The organism is Streptomyces sp. SAS_270, from assembly GCF_052543295.1.
Genome location: NZ_JBMNDS010000130.1, coordinates 1 through 17,153, shown reverse-complemented (window position 1 = coordinate 17,153; position 17,153 = coordinate 1). Strand labels below are relative to the sequence as shown.

Sequence of the window (17,153 nt, the reverse complement as noted above, 5' to 3'; positions counted from 1 at the left end):
CCCCCCCCCCCCCCCCCCCCCCCCCCCCCCCCCCCCCCCCCCCCCCCCCCCCCCCCCCCCCCCCCCCCCCCCCCCCCCCCCCCCCCCCCCCCCCCCCCGACCGGTCAGTTCATGATGACCGGTGGCCGTTCAGATTCAGCTGCAACCGCTGGTCGAACCGCAGCCCTCGCAGATGTAGCAGGAACCGGCCCGCTGCATCTTCGTACCGCAGGAGAAGCACAGCGGAGCGTCCGCCTGGATGCCCAGCTGCATCTCCACCAGCTCGGCGCTGGTGTGCGCCTGCTGGGGGGCCGGCTTGGCCGCCTCGACCTCGGCCTTCGGCGCGGCGACGGCCTTCAGCTCCTGCGCACGGGGGGCGGACCGCTCCTGCGCACGGGGCGCGGACTGAGCCAGACCCTCGACGTCGACGTCCTCGTCGTCCATGGAGGGCTCGTACGAACCGGTCTCCAGGTGACGCTGGCGCTCCTCGGCGGAGTGGATGCCGAGCGCGGAGCGGGTCTCGAAGGGCAGGAAGTCCAGCGCCAGGCGGCGGAAGATGTAGTCGACGATCGACTGCGCCATCCGCACGTCCGGGTCGTCCGTCATGCCGGCCGGCTCGAAGCGCATGTTCGTGAACTTCGAGACGTACGTCTCCAGGGGCACGCCGTACTGCAGACCCACCGACACGGCGATCGAGAAGGCGTCCATCATGCCCGCGAGGGTCGAACCCTGCTTCGACATCTTCAGGAAGACCTCGCCGAGACCGTCGTCCGGGTAGGAGTTGGCGGTCATGTAGCCCTCTGCGCCGCCGACCGTGAAGGACGTCGTGATGCCGGGACGGCCCTTGGGGAGGCGCTTGCGGACCGGGCGGTACTCGACGACCTTCTCGACGGCCTTGCGGATCTCCGTCTCGGCCTTCGCGGTGACCTCGACCTTCTCCTTCTCCTTGGTCTTGGCGGAGAGGGGCTGGCCGACCTTGCAGTTGTCGCGGTAGATGGCGAGCGCCTTGACGCCCATCTTCCACGCCTCGAAGTAGACCTCTTCGACGTCCTCGACGGTCGCCGTCTCCGGCAGGTTGACCGTCTTGGAGAGCGCGCCGGAGATCCACGGCTGGATCGCGGCCATCATGCGGACGTGGCCCATCGCGGAGATGGAGCGCTCGCCCATGGCGCAGTCGAAGACCTCGTAGTGCTCGTGCTTGAGACCGGGGGCGTCGATCACGTTGCCGTTCTCGGCGATGTGGGCGACGACCGCCTCGATCTGCTCCTCCTGGTAACCCAGGCGGCGCAGGGCCTGCGGAACGGTGCCGTTGACGATCTGCATCGAGCCGCCGCCGACCAGCTTCTTGAACTTGACCAGCGCGAGGTCGGGCTCAAGGCCGGTGGTGTCGCAGGACATCGCAAGACCGATGGTGCCGGTCGGGGCGATGACGGACGCCTGCGAGTTGCGGAAGCCGTTCTTCTCGCCGAGGCGGAGCACGTCCTGCCAGGCCTCCGTGGCGGCGGCCCAGATCGGCGTGTCCAGGTCGTCCATGCGGACGGCCACGGCGTTGGCGTCGGAGTGCTGCTTCATGACGCGCTGGTGAGGCTGCGCGTTGCGGGCGTAGCCGTCGTACGCGCCGACGACCGCGGCGAGTTCGGCGGAACGCTTGTACGACGTACCCGTCATCAGCGAGGTGATGGCGCCGGCCAGGGCGCGGCCGCCGTTCGAGTCGTACGCGTGGCCGGTCGCCATCAGCAGGGCGCCGAGGTTGGCGTAGCCGATGCCGAGCTGGCGGAAGGCGCGGGTGTTCTCGCCGATCTTCTGGGTCGGGAAGTCCGCGAAGCAGATGGAGATGTCCATCGCGGTGATGACGAGCTCGACGACCTTCGAGAAGCGCTCCGCGTCGAAGGACTGGTGGCCGAGGCCGTCGTCCTTGAGGAACTTCATCAGGTTCAGCGAGGCCAGGTTGCAGGACGTGTTGTCCAGGTGCATGTACTCGCTGCAGGGGTTCGAGCCGTTGATACGGCCGGACTCCGGGCACGTGTGCCACTGGTTGATCGTGTCGTCGTACTGGATGCCCGGGTCGGCGCAGGCCCAGGCCGCCTCGGCCATCTTGCGGAAGAGCGACTTGGCGTCGACCTCCTCGATGACCTCGCCGGTCATGCGGGAGGTGAGGCCGAACTTGCCGCCCTCCTCGACCGCCTTCATGAAGGTGTCGTTCACGCGGACCGAGTTGTTGGCGTTCTGGTACTGGACGGACGTGATGTCGTCGCCGCCCAGGTCCATGTCGAAGCCCGCGTCACGCAGGGCGCGGATCTTCTCCTCTTCCTTCACCTTGGTCTGGATGAAGTCCTCGATGTCGGGGTGGTCGACGTCGAGGATGACCATCTTGGCGGCGCGACGCGTGGCGCCACCCGACTTGATCGTTCCTGCGGAGGCGTCGGCACCGCGCATGAAGGAGACCGGGCCGGAGGCGTTGCCGCCGGAGGACAGGAGCTCCTTGGAGGAGCGGATACGGGAGAGGTTCAGGCCGGCGCCGGAGCCGCCCTTGAAGATCATGCCCTCTTCCTTGTACCAGTCGAGGATCGACTCCATGGAGTCGTCGACGGCCAGGATGAAGCAGGCGGAGACCTGCTGGGGCTGGGGGGTCCCGACGTTGAACCAGACCGGGCTGTTGAAGCTGAAGATCTGGTGCAGGAGGGCGTACGCCAGCTCGTGCTCGAAGATCTCGGCGTCGGCGGGCGAGGCGAAGTACTTGTAGTCCTCACCGGCCTTCCGGTACGTCTTCACGATGCGGTCGATGAGCTGCTTGAGGCTCACCTCTCGCTGCGGGGTGCCGACGGCACCGCGGAAGTACTTACTGGTGACGATGTTGACCGCGTTCACCGACCAGAAGCCGGGGAACTCGACGCCACGCTGCTCGAAGTTGACCGAGCCGTCGCGCCAGTTGGTCATGACGACGTCACGGCGCTCCCACTCCACCTCGTCGTACGGATGCACGCCAGGGGTGGTGTGGATGCGCTCGATGCGCAGTCCCTTGCTGGCCTTGGCTCCGCTCTTCGCGCGGGAACCTCGTGCCGGACCGCTCGCCGTCTCTGTCATGCCGCCTCCCTGTATCAGGCTAAAACGCCCTGAAGTGCCATGTTCTTCCCATGGCACGGTGTGTGTCTGGTACTGCGAGAGCCGCAGAAACGCGGCCTCCCTCAGCAGGTCTGTGGTCGCCGCCGGTGGGCCGGGGCCGGACTGTCCGTCCGGGCCCGGCCCGCCGGTCAGTCGGCGGCGCCGGCGGGCACGGGGACCTGAGCAGTCCCTCCGGACCCGCGGTCGCTTTCCGGGCGCTCCGCGACAGCGTCTTCGTGGTCCTCGTCGTCCACGGCGGGACGCCGCCCCGTTTCGTCCCTGAGTTCCGCGATGGCGGCCTCGAAATCATCGAGCGAGTCGAACGCCCGGTACACGGACGCGAAACGCAGAAACGCGACGAGGTCGAGTTCCTGCAACGGGCCGAGTATGGCCAGACCCACGTCGTGGGTGGTCAGTTCGGCGCTTCCGGTGGCGCGCACCGCTTCCTCGACCCGCTGGCCGAGCTGGGCGAGCGCGTCCTCGGTGACAGGCCGCCCCTGGCATGCCTTGCGTACGCCGTTGATGACCTTGGTACGGCTGAAGGGCTCGGTCACGCCGGAGCGCTTCACCACCATCAGCGAGCACGTCTCCACGGTCGTGAAACGACGGGAGCAGTCGGGACACTGGCGGCGCCTGCGGATCGACGTGCCGTCATCCGTCGTACGACTGTCGACGACGCGGCTGTCGGGGTGCCTGCAGAAGGGGCAGTGCATGGCTCCAACCCTCCTTCACAGCACGACTCAATAGCCTCGTAAGGCCCCTTGGGCCCCTCGAAGCAGCCCCAAGCATAGGCGATGGTCGAGGACCTGGAGGACAGGGGGACCACAACTTCTGGGCTGCTGTCGCAATCCAACCACTAGATATGGGGATCGGCCCGGAAATTCACCAACGACACGCGTGTCGCACCGGGATTGGCATGTGCCACGCGGCCATACCGCTGCCGGGCCGGACGAGGATACGGTGGACGCGGCACGACAGGGGGCCGGTCCCCGATCGACGGGGCGGCTGATGGCAGACTGGCCTCCACCCGCGTGGGCCCACAAGGCCATCGCTCCGGCGGTGAAGAGTACAGCAATACGCCCTTTTGTCCGCCGGACACTTCGTCAGCCATACACCCAGGCGCTTGATCACGTCAGACAATCCACGGTTTTTCACTCGAACGTGTGTTTGGCGCAACCTTTCGAAAGCAACTACCGTTGTCCAGCAGGGAGACCATCGAGAGGGGCCGACGTGACCACCACCGCAGACAGCGCCACCATCACTGCCCAGGACCGCTCCCAGGGCCGACTCGAGCCGGTGCATGCGATGAACGAAGCAGCCATGAATCACGAGGGGCCCAAGCGCTCCCTGCCCGGCCGACCTCCAGGCATCCGGGCCGACAGCACCGGACTCACCGACCGGCAGCGCCGGGTGATCGAGGTCATCAGGGACTCCGTGCAGCGGCGGGGCTACCCGCCGTCGATGCGTGAGATCGGACAGGCCGTGGGCCTCTCCAGCACGTCCTCGGTCGCACACCAGCTGATGGCGCTGGAACGCAAGGGCTTCCTGCGCCGCGACCCGCACCGCCCGCGCGCGTACGAGGTCCGCGGCAGCGACCAGTCCTCCGCACAGCCCACCGACACGGCGGGCAAGCCGGCCGCGTCGTACGTCCCGCTCGTCGGCCGTATCGCCGCCGGTGGACCGATCCTCGCCGAGGAGTCGGTCGAGGACGTCTTCCCGCTTCCCCGCCAGCTCGTCGGCGACGGCGAGCTGTTCGTCCTCAAGGTCGTCGGTGACTCGATGATCGAGGCCGCGATCTGCGACGGGGACTGGGTGACGGTCCGCCGCCAGCCGGTCGCGGAGAACGGCGACATCGTGGCCGCGATGCTGGACGGCGAGGCCACGGTCAAGCGCTTCAAGCGCGAGGACGGCCACGTGTGGCTGCTGCCCCACAACTCCGCGTACCAGCCGATTCCCGGTGACGAGGCGACCATCCTCGGCAAGGTCGTCGCGGTGCTCCGGCGGATCTGACAGCCCGCGGCGGGCCGACGCCCGCCCCAGACCGGGCCCCGGAACCAACTGCGCCGGTTCCGGGGCCCTGTGCGTTGTATGGCCGGGGGTCTTGGGCGGCGGTTGCGCTGCCCAAGGCCCCTTCGGTCTTTGTGCGCGTCCCTGAGGGCGGTTTTTGTGCGCGGCACTGCGGGGCCTGCGGCCCACGAGGCCGGGGGCCTTCTGACGGGGAGGCCTACGCCTCCTCCGCCTCCGCCTCTGCCTCCGCCGCGCCTCCCGCATCCTCCGTCTTCCGCGCCATCTCATCGATCGCGGAGAGCGATCTCCGTACCTGGTTGCGGTCAGTCGTGAACCAGAAGTCGGGCAGGGACGCCTTCAGATAGCTGCCGTACCGGGCCGTGGCCAGCCGCTGATCCAGCACCGCCACGACGCCTCGGTCCCCCGTCGCCCGTACGAGGCGGCCGGCGCCCTGGGCCATCAGAAGCGCCGCATGGGTGGCGGCGACGGCCATGAAGCCGTTGCCTCCCGCGTCCTCGACGGCTTTCTGGCGGGCGCTCATCAGGGGGTCGTCGGGGCGCGGGAAGGGGATCTTGTCCATGACGACCAGCTGGCAGCTGGGGCCCGGGACGTCCACGCCCTGCCAGAGCGACAGCGTGCCGAAGAGACACGTCTTCGGATCGGCCGCGAAGTTCTTGATCAGCTCCCCGAGCGTCTCCTCACCCTGGAGGAGGATCGGGAACTCGGGAATGCGGGTGCGCAGCTCGTCGGCGGCGAGCTGAGCCGCACGCATGGAGGAGAACAGGCCGAGGGTGCGTCCGCCGGCCGCCTGGATCAGCTCGGTGAGTTCGTCCAGCATGTCGGTACGGTCACCGTCCCGCGCGGGGCGCGACAGGTGCTTGGCCACGTAGAGGATGCCCTGCCTGGGGTAGTCGAAGGGCGAGCCGACGTCGAGGCCCTTCCACTGCGGCAGGTCGTCGCCCTCCGTGCCCTCGGGGGCAAGCCCCAGCGACGCCCCCACCCCGTTGAAGTCACCGCCGAGCTTCAGCGTCGCGGAGGTCAGGACGACGGAGCGGTCGGAGAAGAGCTTCTCGCGCAGAAGCCCCGACACGGACATGGGGGCGACCCGCAGCGAGGCCCCGAAACGGTCGTGCCGTTCGTACCAGACGACGTCCCACTCGGAGCCGTTGGTGATCCGCTCCGCCACATCGTGCACCGACTCCACCGAGGCGAGCGCCTGCTTGCGGACCGCGTCCTCGTCCTGGACGGACTTGTCGCGTGTGGCACCGATCGCGGAGATCACCGTACGGGCGGCGTCGCGCAGCGCCATCAGCGCGTACCCGAGGTCCTCCGGGATCTCCTCCAGGCGGCCGGGCAGCGCCAGCTCCATGACCCGCTCAAAGCCCTCGGCAGCGGTCTGGAGCTGGTCCGCGGCCTTCTCGTTGGCGAGCTTCGCGGCTCGGCGCACGGCTCGGTTGACCTGGCCGGGGGTGAGCTCGCCGGTCGCGACGCCGGTGACGCGGGAGACCAGCTCATGCGCCTCGTCGACGATCAGCACTTCGTGCTGGGGGAGAACCGGCGCGCCCTCGATGGCGTCGATCGCGAGCAGCGCGTGGTTGGTGACGACGACCTCGGCGAGCTTGGCGCGTTCGCGGGCCATCTCGGCGAAGCACTCCGCGCCGTACGCGCACTTCGTGGCGCCCAGGCACTCCCGGGACGACACCGACACCTGGGCCCAGGCGCGGTCGGACACGCCCGGGGTGAGGTTGTCGCGGTCGCCGGTCTCCGTCTCGTCCGACCAGTCCCGCAGCCGCAGCAGGTCCTGGCCGAGCTTGCTGGTGGGCGCGGCCGCCTCGAACTGGTCGAAGAGGCCCTCCTCCTCGTCCTGCGGCATGCCCTCGTGCAGCCGGTGCAGGCACAGATAGTTCGACCGGCCCTTGAGCATCGCGAACTCGGGGCGGCGACGCAGCAGTGGATGCAGCGCGTCGACCGTGCGCGGGAGATCCCGCTCGACGAGCTGCCGCTGCAGCGCGAGGGTGGCGGTCGCCACGACGACGCGCTCCCCGTGCGCGAGCGCGGGCACCAGGTAGCCGAGGGACTTTCCGGTGCCGGTGCCCGCCTGGATCAGCAGATGGGAACTGTCGTCGATCGCGGCCTCGACGGCTTCGGCCATGGTCACCTGGCCAGGGCGCTCCGTACCGCCGACGGCAGTGACGGCAGCATGCAGGAGTTCGGGGAGTGAGGGCTTCGTCATAGCGCGACCACCCTACGGGTCAGGACTGACAATCGGGCGATCAAGGCGGCGGAGGGGGATGCGATCAAGACGTGCGCGTCCGGTGTGATCAAGGCTGGTGGAGGGGGTTCGGGACGGTGCCGTGGACGGCGGCGTGCGGGCGCTGGGGGCGGTCGCGGTAGCCGTCGAGGTGCAGCCGGTTGCGGTTCAGGCAGAGCCGCTCGATGCGCGGAGCGAGCAGGTCGAACGTCTCGTAGCGCTCCTTGAGCTCGGGGAAGCGTGCCTGGTGGCGAACGATCTCCGCACGGACGAGCGTCCAGAATTCGGCCTCCGGAACCCCCAGCTGCTCTTCGCACAGGGGCGCGAGATAGCGGAACACTCCTACGAAGAGCCCGGAATGGATGAACTGCGGCAGGAACGCGGGCGGCTCGGTGAGGAGAACGTTCCGTACGTCGTCCGGCATGGACGCGTGCTCCGGCAACGGATCCGCGCTCACATTGACGTCGTCCACGAAGTCCTTGACCGCGAGCCGTACCGGCACGTCATGGTCGTCGAAGACAACGATCGCGTTCTCTCCATGGGGACTGAACACAGTGCCGTAGCGATAGAGGAAGTGCAGCAGCGGCGGCAGCAGGGCGGCGAACAGCCGGCGCAGCCATGCTCTGGACGTGAGCCCCGAGCGGGCGACCAGCTCGGCGGTGAAGGCGCGGCCGTCGGGGTCGGTGTGCAGGAGTGCGGCGAGCGTGCGCGCGCGTTCGCCGGGCGCCAGATGACGGGAGAGCGGCTCCCGCCAGATCGCTCCGAGCAGCTCCTTGTACTGGTAGGGCACTTCGGGCAGTGCGTCGTACTCGGGATGTCCCACGGCCACCGAGGCGACCTCGCCGAGCAGGATCACGGCGCAGGCGTCGCGCAGGAAGGGGTCTGCGTCGCGCACCGCGTGCATCCACCTGGTGACGGCGGGGGCCGCGAGCGTCCGCTCCGTCGGAAGGCCGCGCCACACCAGGGTGTTCAGGACGGACAGCGGCAGCTTCACCGTGTGCCGGTCGGGGCGGGAGGTGTTGAGGAACGTGCGGATCGACTGCTGGGCCAGCCGCAGATCACCGTCCGAGTGCAGCGGAACGATCACGCCCGCCGCCACCGAGGGGGCGAAGAGAGGCAGGACGACGTCGTCCCACTGCCAGGGGTGCACGGGCAGATAGAGATACGACTCCGGCGCGAGGCCCCGTGTGCGGAGCACCTCGTCGAAGGACTCCCGGGTGGCGGGAGCGAGCTCGCGCGCGTAGAGCTCGTCAGCGGTGTCGAGGCCCGGTACGCCACGGTAGGTGGCGAGCGCGGTGTGCACAGCGATCCACGGCAGGGCGGTCGGCCTTCGCGCCTCCGGCGCCCAGTCGGCGATGTCCCTCGCCGAGAAGCCGAGGCGGCCCTTGTTGAGCACGATCCAGGGGTGGCCGGTCTGGTGGCCTTCCAGTTCCGCGTAGCCGAGCTCGGCGAGCCGGGCTGCCGGGAGCGCGGTGTCATCGAGTCGGGTGTCCGCGGCGAGCGTGGTGCTCAGCTCCCGGATGACGTGCCCGAGCGTCGCTCCGTCCAGCCCCAGTGTGCCGCGGGCCCGGATCAGGAAGCCGAGCGGATCGGTGAAGGGGCGCGGCTCTTCACCGGGCTCGGTAAGGGTGAGAGACGCGGGGTCGACGCGCCAGCTGTCGTACGCGGTTCGGCGGGCGCGAAAGGCGAGGTGGCCTCCGGCGTCGAGGCGAAGCGTGTACGGGCGAGAGGTCGGGGAGTTGTCCGGTTGTGCGCCGGCCGGGGAGGACGCTGACCTCGGCCTCGCCTGCCCCTCCCCTTGCTCCTGCGGCTCCGGCTCCGGCTCCGGCTCCGGCTCCGGCTCCGGCTGGACGATCTCCTCGTATGCGAACTCGCCGATCATCTTGGCGAGCAGTCGGCGTCCGGCCTGTTCCCATCGCTCTTCGCGCAGCTCAGACGGGTCGTACAGAGCGGGCGACGCCCCGAAGGCCGGGGTGGCGGATGGATTCGGCACGGAGGCGCTCCTCGACGGGGAACCGGATCGGGTCGTTCGGAGTTACAGATTGTGACGGCGCTACAACAGATCGCGCAGGGCCCGGTCTCGGACCATGAGGGCTGCCTTCTTCTCGGGAAGGTCGACCTCGGCGGAGAACCGGAAGCCGGCACTCAGAAATGCGGCGATGGAGGGGGTGTTGCGAAGGTCGGGTTCCGCGACGACGCGTGCGCACGTCGGACGCCTGTCGAGTACGAGGTCGGAGACGGCTCGGAGCAGGGCGGAGCCCAGTCCGCGCCCGCGGTTGGCGACACCACCGATGAGGAGGTGGATTCCGGTGTCGTGCGGTCGAGCCGGGTAGTGGCGGGCAAGGAGGTCGAGGTCCGCGCGGTAGATCTCCCAGTAGCTCATCGGTGTGCCGTCCAGCACGCCGAGGCAGGGCACGCTGCGACCGTCCCCGTCGAGCTGCCGCCGCAGATGCTCCTCGGACACCGACTCGGACCCCGCCAGCTCCCAGAACGCCGCGACAGCGGGATCGTTCATCCAGCGGGCGATGAGCGGGACATCCCGTTCGGCGCGTACGGGGACGAGGCGGAAGACACCCACCGGGGTGGCTGTGGGCCCCCAGTCACCGACGCTGTCCAGCAGGTCACCGTTGACAGCGGGAGTGCGGTGAGTGTCGGTCGGCACGAGCGGAGCGGTGTCCGTTGCGGGAGGGGCGGAGTCCGCTGTGGGCGCTGTGGAAACCGGTGGGAGCGGAGTGGAGGCCTCCGTGACCGCGCCAGTGCCGGTGCCGCTGCCCGTGTCCGCGCCGTGTTCGTCCGTGGCCTCGCCGTATGCCCCCGATTCTCTCGCGAAAAGCGCGACGAGCTCGTCGGGCAGACGCAGGTCCAGCGTTTCCTCGCAGTCCGTGTTCGGGCCGGGGCCCGCGTCGAGTGCGGGAACGGGGGCGGTACCGGCGTCGGTGCTCGCATCGGTGGGAGGCACGGCGACGCTCCTCTCAGGAGACGGGGTGGGTCATGTTCCTCAGGAATGAAGGGGGTTGGCGATGGTGACGTAGACGGACTGGGTGTCGACCGGGCCGACGAGCTCGTCGAGGCCGTGCAGTCGGGTCAGCAGGTTGGCCTTGCAGCGCAGGATGGGCGAATCGAGCAGGTGGGCGGGCAGGGACGTACGCAGGCGTGCCGGGCCGGTGGCGACATCGGAGAGGAAGCGGCGGAATGCGGCCAGCAGCAGCCGCTCGTCGGCGAGGCGTTGGGAGCCGAACGCGCCGACGAGACCGAGCACGTTGTTGATGGCGAGGTAGTACGCGAAGCGTTCGTCGGTGACCTCGTCGGAGACGAAGGTGTCGCTGTGGTCCCCGATGCCGGGCAGTCGGGAGTCGAGTTCCGCGCGGCGTGAGGAGCGGAAGTAGTACCCCTGGTTGTCGCGGTAGCGGCCGCCCGCGGGCCAGCCCTCCGAGTCCAGCAGCAGCAGGGTGTTCTGCTGGTGGGCTTCCAGCGCGATCCCGGCCTCGCTGTCGAGCCAGAGCACAGGGCGTACGACCTGCTCCAGGTAGCGCAGGAACCACTCGGCCGCGACAGCGCCGCGGGGGCGGCCGGTACGGCCCGCGAGGCGCGTGACGATCTCGGCGAGCCGGGATCGCATGACCGGCCTGTCCTCGGTCCGGTCCCGTGCGCCCGGCTGGGCGTGGGGGCGTGGCGACACGAGCCCCGCGACGCATGTGGCGTCGTCCGTCGGACCGAACGGATTGTGGCGGATCACCACGTCGAGCCCGGGCAGGGGCCGGCCCTCCGGGTCGTCCACGGCGAGCCACGCCGGGTCGCGGACGATGTCGAAGCCCGGGTGGACGGCCTGCCACTGCTTGGACAGGCCGCTGCGCAGCAGGCGGTGGACCTCCACGCCCCGGTGGAGTTCCTTGCGGAGGTTCTCACGGCGGGAGTTGGTGATGCGCAGGCCCAGTGACAGTTTCAGCATCGCGGGGGCACCGGTGCGGTAGACGGTGCGGACGGAGGAGGTCGGGTGCCAGCAAGCGCCGTGCGGGCCGAGGTCGCGCAGCAGCCCGGCGTCGAGCAGGGCCGCGGCCTCGGGGCGGTGCAGGACTTCACGCATCTGCCAGGGATGCAGGGGCAGGACGGCGTATCCGTCGGGCAGCGGGAGGCCGGTTCCGGCCAGCCGTTCCGTGAGTTGTTCCGCGGCGACGGGGCGACCGCGTTCCGTCCACGCCGAGTCGGCCGCGAGCGCCGACGGGGCGACGGCCATCCAGTGCAGCGGGAAGGAGCCTCGCAACTCCGGTGAATACAGGTGGGCTTCGGCTGTCGAGAGTCCCTCGCGGCTTTTCGGTGTGGGGTGCTGCGGATGGCCTAGCACGAGCGACTGCTCGGCGGCGAGAAAGAGGTCGGCTCCGTCGACGGGCCGTTCTCGCCGGTCGCGGATGAACAGGGCGGTGCGGCGGACGGAGTCGGCCACTCGTCCCACGACGTCGGCGCCGTCATCGCCGGGGTCGGGCTGCGGCCCACGCTCCGAGTGGCTCGCCGTGCCCTCCTGGACCGTGACGGGCGGAGCTCCCCGTCCGGTGGTCGGCGCGGCCCAGGCGGCCTGCCGGGCGAGCAGTGCCGCCACTGTGACCGCGTCGGCGGGCGGCGCCCCGTCGGGAGCGTCTGCGAGGTACGGGAGGCCGAAGCGGTGCCAGCCGGTCGGGGACCAGTAGTGGACGGGTGCCAGCAGCGCCGTGCCGCTGGCGGGCAGGGGGATGCGCAGGGTGCCGTCGTCGGGGGCGGCAAGGTCGTTCTCCCGGACCCAGCAGCGCAGCAGGTTCTCGACGGCTGCCGCCTGGGCAGCGGTCTGCACGTCGGGATGTTCCAGCAGGTCGGCGGTGCAGCCGCGCAACCCCTCGGCCTCGCCTGCCCCTCCCTTCTGCCGGGGGACGACCGACTCGGCCGCCGGCGCGAACGGGGCCTGTGCTCCGCCGGCCGCTCGCTCATGGGTGTGGGGTCGGCCGTTGGGTGCGGGAGTGGCGTTCAAGTGCGTTCCTCGTAAGGTCGTTCAGGCTCGTGCGGCGACGAGCGCGGGGGTTCCGGCGTGCGCGCTGCCGTTGGGCGTTCCTGGTCTGCTCGGCGTACGTGGCCTGCTCTGCGTAAGGGGTCGACGCGGCGTGAACGAACGGAGCGGGGCCAGGACCGGGTCGGGCCCTCTCGTCGCCTGCCGCATCGGCGGCTCGACGGTTCGGCGTCGCGCGCTCGCTGCGTTCCGACATACCGAAGTCGCGCTCCTCGGCACGTCGCCACAACGCACCCCGTCACCGTCCCCATCAGCGCCTCGGCCACCCACTCATCCGCCGTGCCCGCGCTCGGCAGGGCCGGTGCGGTCGGGGCGGCGGGGCGCAGGGTGTCCCGCAGGCCCGCGGGCCGCCGCCGCGACCGCGTCCGACAGCCGGTCGAGCACCGCGCTCGCCTGCTCGTCGCTGATCGTCAGCGGCGGGAGCAGGCGCACCACGCTCGCGTGGCGCCCGCCCAGTTCCACGATCAGCCCGCGGTCCAGGCACTCCCGCTGGACGGCGGCGGCCAGTTCGGGCGCGGCCGGTCGGGGTCCGCCGACGGAATCAGCGACGGCCTCCGGGTCGACGAGCTCGACGCCGATCATCAGCCCGCGGCCGCGCACATCACCGATGCAGGGGAACTCATGGGCCAGTAGCCGCAGTTGGGCGAGCATCCGGGCGCCCAACGTTCCGGCACGCTCGGCAAGACGGTTCTCGCGAACGTACGCGAGAGTCGCCGTACCCGCTGCCATGGCGAGCTGGTTGCCCCGGAACGTACCCGCGTGCGCGCCCGGTTCCCAGACGTCGAGGTCCTCGCGGTAGACGACGACGGCCAGTGGCAGGCTGCCGCCGATGGCCTTGGACATGACCATCACGTCCGGTGTGATCCCGCTGTGTTCCACGGCCCAGAAGGTGCCGGTCCGGCCGACCCCGGTCTGGACCTCGTCCGCGATCAGCGGGATGGACCGCGCCGCGGTGATCTCGCGCATCCGGCGCATCCAGTCCTCGGGGGCGGGAATCACACCGCCCTCGCCCTGGACGGGTTCGAGGATCATCCCGGCCGGTCGCGCCACGCCCGACTTGGTGTCGTCGAGCACGGACTCGGTCCAGCGTGCGGCGAGTTCGGCACCGCGGGCACCGCCGATGCCGTACGGGCAGCGGTAGTCCTGCGGGTACGGCAGCCGCGTGACCCGTACGTCGGGCGCTCCCCCGGAGGCTTCGAGCGCTCCCGCGGTCATCCCGTGGTACGCGCCGGTGAACGCGAGCATTCCGCTGCGCCCGGTCGCCGCGCGCACCAGTTTGAAGGCGGCCTCGACCGCGTCCGTCCCGGCCGGTCCGCAGAACTGGACCCGCGCGTGCTCGGCGAACTGAGGGGGGAGCGTGTGGAAGAGCTCGGTGATGAAGGCGTCCTTGACGGGGGTGGCGAGGTCGAGGACGTGCAGTGGGGCACCCGAATCGAGGACGTTTCTGATCGCCTCCAGGACCACCGGATGGTTGTGCCCGAGCGCCAGGGTCCCTGCGCCGGAGAGGCAGTCGAGGTAGCGGCGCCCGTCGGCGCCCTCGATCGTCAGGCCACGCGCCCGCACGGGGACGATGGGCAGGGCGCGCGCATAGGTGCGCGCCGCCGACTCGCGCGCCGACTGGCGCTTCAGGATCCCTTCGTGCGCCACGCGCGCCCGCTCGGACCCGCCCTCGCGCGCCCCTTCGTGGTTCTCCTCCGGTTCACGCCCCACCGGCACCACCGCAGACTCCGTCAATGCCACGACTACAGGTCCTCCCGCTGTCCCCGGGCGAGTTGGCAGAGGTGCAGGACGCACGCTGAACGCATGCGTCTGGTCCCCCGTACGTACCAACGACGCGACCCGCGCGGGGAAGCGGGTCATCCGAAGATCCTTGCCGTGGTGGGCCGAAGATCCCTGCCGTGACGGAACCGTTGCCGTTCCGTCGGAAGTCCCCCACAGCGACCGCATAGTCTTTGGTGCCGTTCAGCGATACCGAATGATCACCGGCCGACCGGCATCCGCGGTCACCGAGCTGCTGCGGCAGCGCTGATTTCACTTACGCCCAGGGGGAGTCACACCATGCGATCGATACGCCCGCTCTTCGCCGCTCGCCGAGGGAGGAGCGCGCGTCGCAGAACCTCCCCCGTGCTGGCCGCCGTCGGCCTGACCGCGGCGCTCGCACTGACCGCCACCGCCTGCAACTCCGGTGACGACAAGGCGGACGGCGAGCCGGGCTCGTCGGCGTCCGCGTCCCAGGACAACGGCAAGTTCAAGATCCCGGACGACATCAAGAACAAGCTCAAAGAGCACGGGATCGACATCGACAAGTGGAAGCACGGCGCCTGGAAGAACTGGGACAAGGACGACTGGCTGCGCGAGGCCGACGACTACATCAACCCCATCATCAAGGGGCTGTGGGACCCGGACCGGATGCGCGGCGCCGACGACCCCGACAAGGACAAGGGCGTCGACGACAGCGACCTCTCGGGTGACCAGGGCGTCACCGACCCGACCCCGGCGTCGGTGACCGCACAGGCCGTGAAGACCGCGTACCACGACAACGCGGCCGAGTCCGGCAAGGTCTTCTTCGACTCTCCCGAGGGCACGATGGTCTGCTCGGCGACGGTCGTCGAGGACCCCGCCCACCCGGGCAAGTCCAACCTCGTGTGGACGGCGGGCCACTGTGTGCACGCGGGCAAGAAGGGCGGCTGGTACCGCAACATCGCCTTCGTGCCCTCGTACAACAACGACGGCAGGACGGCCGCCGATCTGCAGAAGGCCACCAAGGCGGAGGTCGCTCCGTACGGTGTCTGGTGGAGCGACTGGGCGCAGACCTCGGACCAGTGGATCGAGCAGGGCGGTTCGACGGGCGGCAAGGGCGCGTCGTACGACTTCTCGGTGCTGCATGTGACGCCGGAGAAGGGCGGTAGCGGCAAGTCCCTGGAGGAGACCGTCGGTTCGGCGCTCCCGGTGAACTTCAACGCTCCGGCCGTGCCGAAGGTCACGAGCATCACGGCGACCGGTTACCCGGCGGCGGCGCCCTTCGACGGACAGAAGCTGTACCAGTGCACAGACAAGCCGGGGCGGTTGTCCCTCGCCAAGGCGGACCCGACGATGTACCGCATCGGCTGCACCATGACCGGCGGTTCGTCCGGCGGCGGCTGGGTGGCGACCGGGTCGGACGGCAAGCCCGCGCTGGTGTCCAACACGTCGATCGGCCCGGTCAGTTCGGGTTGGCTGGCCGGCCCGCACCTGGGCCCGGTGGCCAAGGGGATCTACGACTCGGTGAGCAAGAAGTTCGCCGGTCAGTGACGCGGCGGACGTAGCAGGGTAGGACAGGCGGTGGCGGGGTGGCTCGCTGGTTTGCTCACCACCCCACCGCCGTTCGTCCCCGGTTGCCGCGCGCGGGGAAGTGTCGCGTTCGAGCGGGTTCCATCGAGTTCCGCTCTCCGCGAGCCGCTTCCCCGCCCGGCAGCACATGACACACCGCTCCAACGGGGGTTACATCAGCATGCGTTCCCTACATACGTCCGCCACACGAAGGCACCGCAGGCGCTCCGTTCTCGCCGCCACCGGTCTCGTCGCGGCCCTGGCGCTCACCGCCACCGCCTGCAACTCCGGTGACGACAAGGCGAGTGACAAGCCCGACGCGGCCTCGTCCTCGTCCTCGTCCGGCAAGGACAAGATCAAGATCCCGGACGACATCGCCGACAAGCTCAAGGAGCACGGCATCGATGTCGACCAGTGGGAGGACGGCGGCTGGAAGAACTGGGACAAGGACAAGTGGCTCAGTGAGGCCAAGGACTTCGTCAATCCGGTGATCGAGGGGCTCTGGAAGCCCGAGCGGATGAAGTCCGCCAAGGACCCGAACAAGACGATCACGGCGAAGGACGCTTCGGCCGACCAGGGGATCAGCGACCCGGATCCCGCACCGGTCGAGGCCGAGGCGGAGAAGACGCCGTACCACGAGAACGCCGCGCCGGTCGGGAAGGTCTTCTTCGACTCCCCCGAGGGCTCGATGGTCTGCTCCGGCACGGTCGTCAAGGACGTCAACCACCCGGGCAAGTCCAACCTCGTGTGGACCGCGGGTCACTGTGTGCACGCGGGTGGCAGCGGCGGCTGGTACCGCAACCTCGCCTTCGTCCCGTCGTACAACGACCTCGGCAAGTCCGAGGCGGAGCTCGGCGGTGCGACGGCGGCGGAGGTCGCGCCGTACGGTCAGTGGTGGGCGGACTGGGCCACCACCTCCGACCAGTGGATCTCCGGCGGCGACGAGACGGGCGGTGCGGGCGCGCCGTACGACTACGCCGTGCTGCACGTGAAGCCGGAGCAGGGCACGAAGTCCCTGGAGGAGACGGTCGGCAACGCGCTGGACGTGGACTTCTCCGCGCCGTCCGCGTCGGACGTCGCCACGATGGGTGCCTGGGGCTACCCGGCCGCGCCGCCGTACAACGGTCTCAGCATGTTCAAGTGCGTCGACCGGCCCGGCCGGCTCTCGCTGGACGCGACCCTGCCGACGATGTACCGCATCGGCTGCACCATGACCGGCGGCTCGTCCGGCGGCGGCTGGTTCCGCGTCGTCGACGGGGAGACGAAGCTCGTCTCGAACACGTCGATCGGCCCGACGGACAACACCTGGCTCGCGGGCCCGCAGCTGGGCAAGGGCGCCCAGACGCTCTACAACAACATGAGTGAGCAGTACGGCGGCCAGTAGGCGTCGCCGGCAGGTGGCCGTATCCGCGGCCGGGACTCCGTACACATGCAGGTGAGGGCCCGCCCCTGGAACGGGGGCGGGCAGATCGG

10 protein-coding genes are annotated in these 17,153 nt (G+C 69.9%); 3 read left to right on the top strand and 7 right to left on the bottom strand.

Annotated features, from left to right (window positions below; translation table 11 throughout):
* Positions 1-135: 135 nt before the first annotated feature.
* Positions 136-3,063 carry a vitamin B12-dependent ribonucleotide reductase gene (locus tag ACN6LB_RS43835; RefSeq protein WP_445030789.1) on the bottom strand — a complete coding sequence of 976 codons (2,928 nt, stop codon included), beginning with the start codon at positions 3,061-3,063 and terminating at the stop codon, positions 136-138.
* Positions 3,064-3,230: 167 nt separating this feature from the next.
* On the bottom strand, positions 3,231-3,794 hold the full coding sequence (nrdR, locus tag ACN6LB_RS43830) for a transcriptional regulator NrdR (protein WP_445030788.1): 564 nt from the start codon (positions 3,792-3,794) through the stop codon (positions 3,231-3,233).
* Positions 3,795-4,311: 517 nt separating this feature from the next.
* On the opposite strand from nrdR, the gene lexA reads away from it, so the two are divergent.
* On the top strand, positions 4,312-5,091 hold the full coding sequence (gene lexA / locus ACN6LB_RS43825; RefSeq protein WP_356136074.1) for a transcriptional repressor LexA: 780 nt from the start codon (positions 4,312-4,314) through the stop codon (positions 5,089-5,091).
* A 214-nt stretch (positions 5,092-5,305) separates the two neighbouring features.
* Here the strand turns inward: lexA and ACN6LB_RS43820 are convergent, their stop codons facing one another.
* The 5 genes from ACN6LB_RS43820 to ACN6LB_RS43800 form a co-directional block, all read right to left on the bottom strand.
* Positions 5,306-7,321, bottom strand: a complete 2,016-nt coding sequence (locus ACN6LB_RS43820) for an ATP-dependent DNA helicase (protein WP_445030787.1) — start codon at positions 7,319-7,321, stop codon at positions 5,306-5,308.
* Between the two features lie 88 nt (positions 7,322-7,409).
* Positions 7,410-9,332: an IucA/IucC family protein gene (locus tag ACN6LB_RS43815; protein ID WP_445030786.1), complete on the bottom strand. Its 1,923-nt coding sequence runs from the start codon at positions 9,330-9,332 to the stop codon at positions 7,410-7,412.
* 60 nt (positions 9,333-9,392) lie between these two features.
* Positions 9,393-10,298: a GNAT family N-acetyltransferase gene (locus ACN6LB_RS43810; RefSeq protein ID WP_445030785.1), complete on the bottom strand. Its 906-nt coding sequence runs from the start codon at positions 10,296-10,298 to the stop codon at positions 9,393-9,395.
* 39 nt (positions 10,299-10,337) lie between these two features.
* Entirely contained in the window at positions 10,338-12,335 is a 1,998-nt protein-coding gene (locus ACN6LB_RS43805) for an IucA/IucC family protein (protein WP_445030784.1), read from the bottom strand.
* Positions 12,336-12,641: 306 nt separating this feature from the next.
* Positions 12,642-14,111, bottom strand: a complete 1,470-nt coding sequence (locus ACN6LB_RS43800; RefSeq protein ID WP_445030783.1) for a diaminobutyrate--2-oxoglutarate transaminase family protein — start codon at positions 14,109-14,111, stop codon at positions 12,642-12,644.
* Positions 14,112-14,429: 318 nt separating this feature from the next.
* Here ACN6LB_RS43800 and ACN6LB_RS43795 point away from each other — a divergent pair, with 318 nt between their 5' ends.
* Positions 14,430-15,662, top strand: coding sequence for a trypsin-like serine peptidase (locus tag ACN6LB_RS43795; RefSeq protein ID WP_445030782.1), 1,233 nt, complete (start codon positions 14,430-14,432; stop codon positions 15,660-15,662).
* A 199-nt stretch (positions 15,663-15,861) separates the two neighbouring features.
* On the top strand, positions 15,862-17,064 hold the full coding sequence (locus tag ACN6LB_RS43790) for a trypsin-like serine peptidase (RefSeq protein WP_445030781.1): 1,203 nt from the start codon (positions 15,862-15,864) through the stop codon (positions 17,062-17,064).
* Positions 17,065-17,153 lie beyond the last annotated feature (89 nt).

Bases quoted from the DNA above. Each gene is read 5' to 3' on its own strand.
- ACN6LB_RS43795 (WP_445030782.1), top strand. From the start codon at position 14,430: ATGCGATCGATACGCCCGCTCTTCGCCGCTCGCCGAGGGAGGAGCGCG.
- ACN6LB_RS43820 (WP_445030787.1), bottom strand. From the start codon at position 7,321: ATGACGAAGCCCTCACTCCCCGAACTCCTGCATGCTGCCGTCACTGCC.
- nrdR (WP_445030788.1), bottom strand. From the start codon at position 3,794: ATGCACTGCCCCTTCTGCAGGCACCCCGACAGCCGCGTCGTCGACAGT.
- ACN6LB_RS43835 (WP_445030789.1), bottom strand. From the start codon at position 3,063: ATGACAGAGACGGCGAGCGGTCCGGCACGAGGTTCCCGCGCGAAGAGC.
- ACN6LB_RS43790 (WP_445030781.1), top strand. From the start codon at position 15,862: ATGCGTTCCCTACATACGTCCGCCACACGAAGGCACCGCAGGCGCTCC.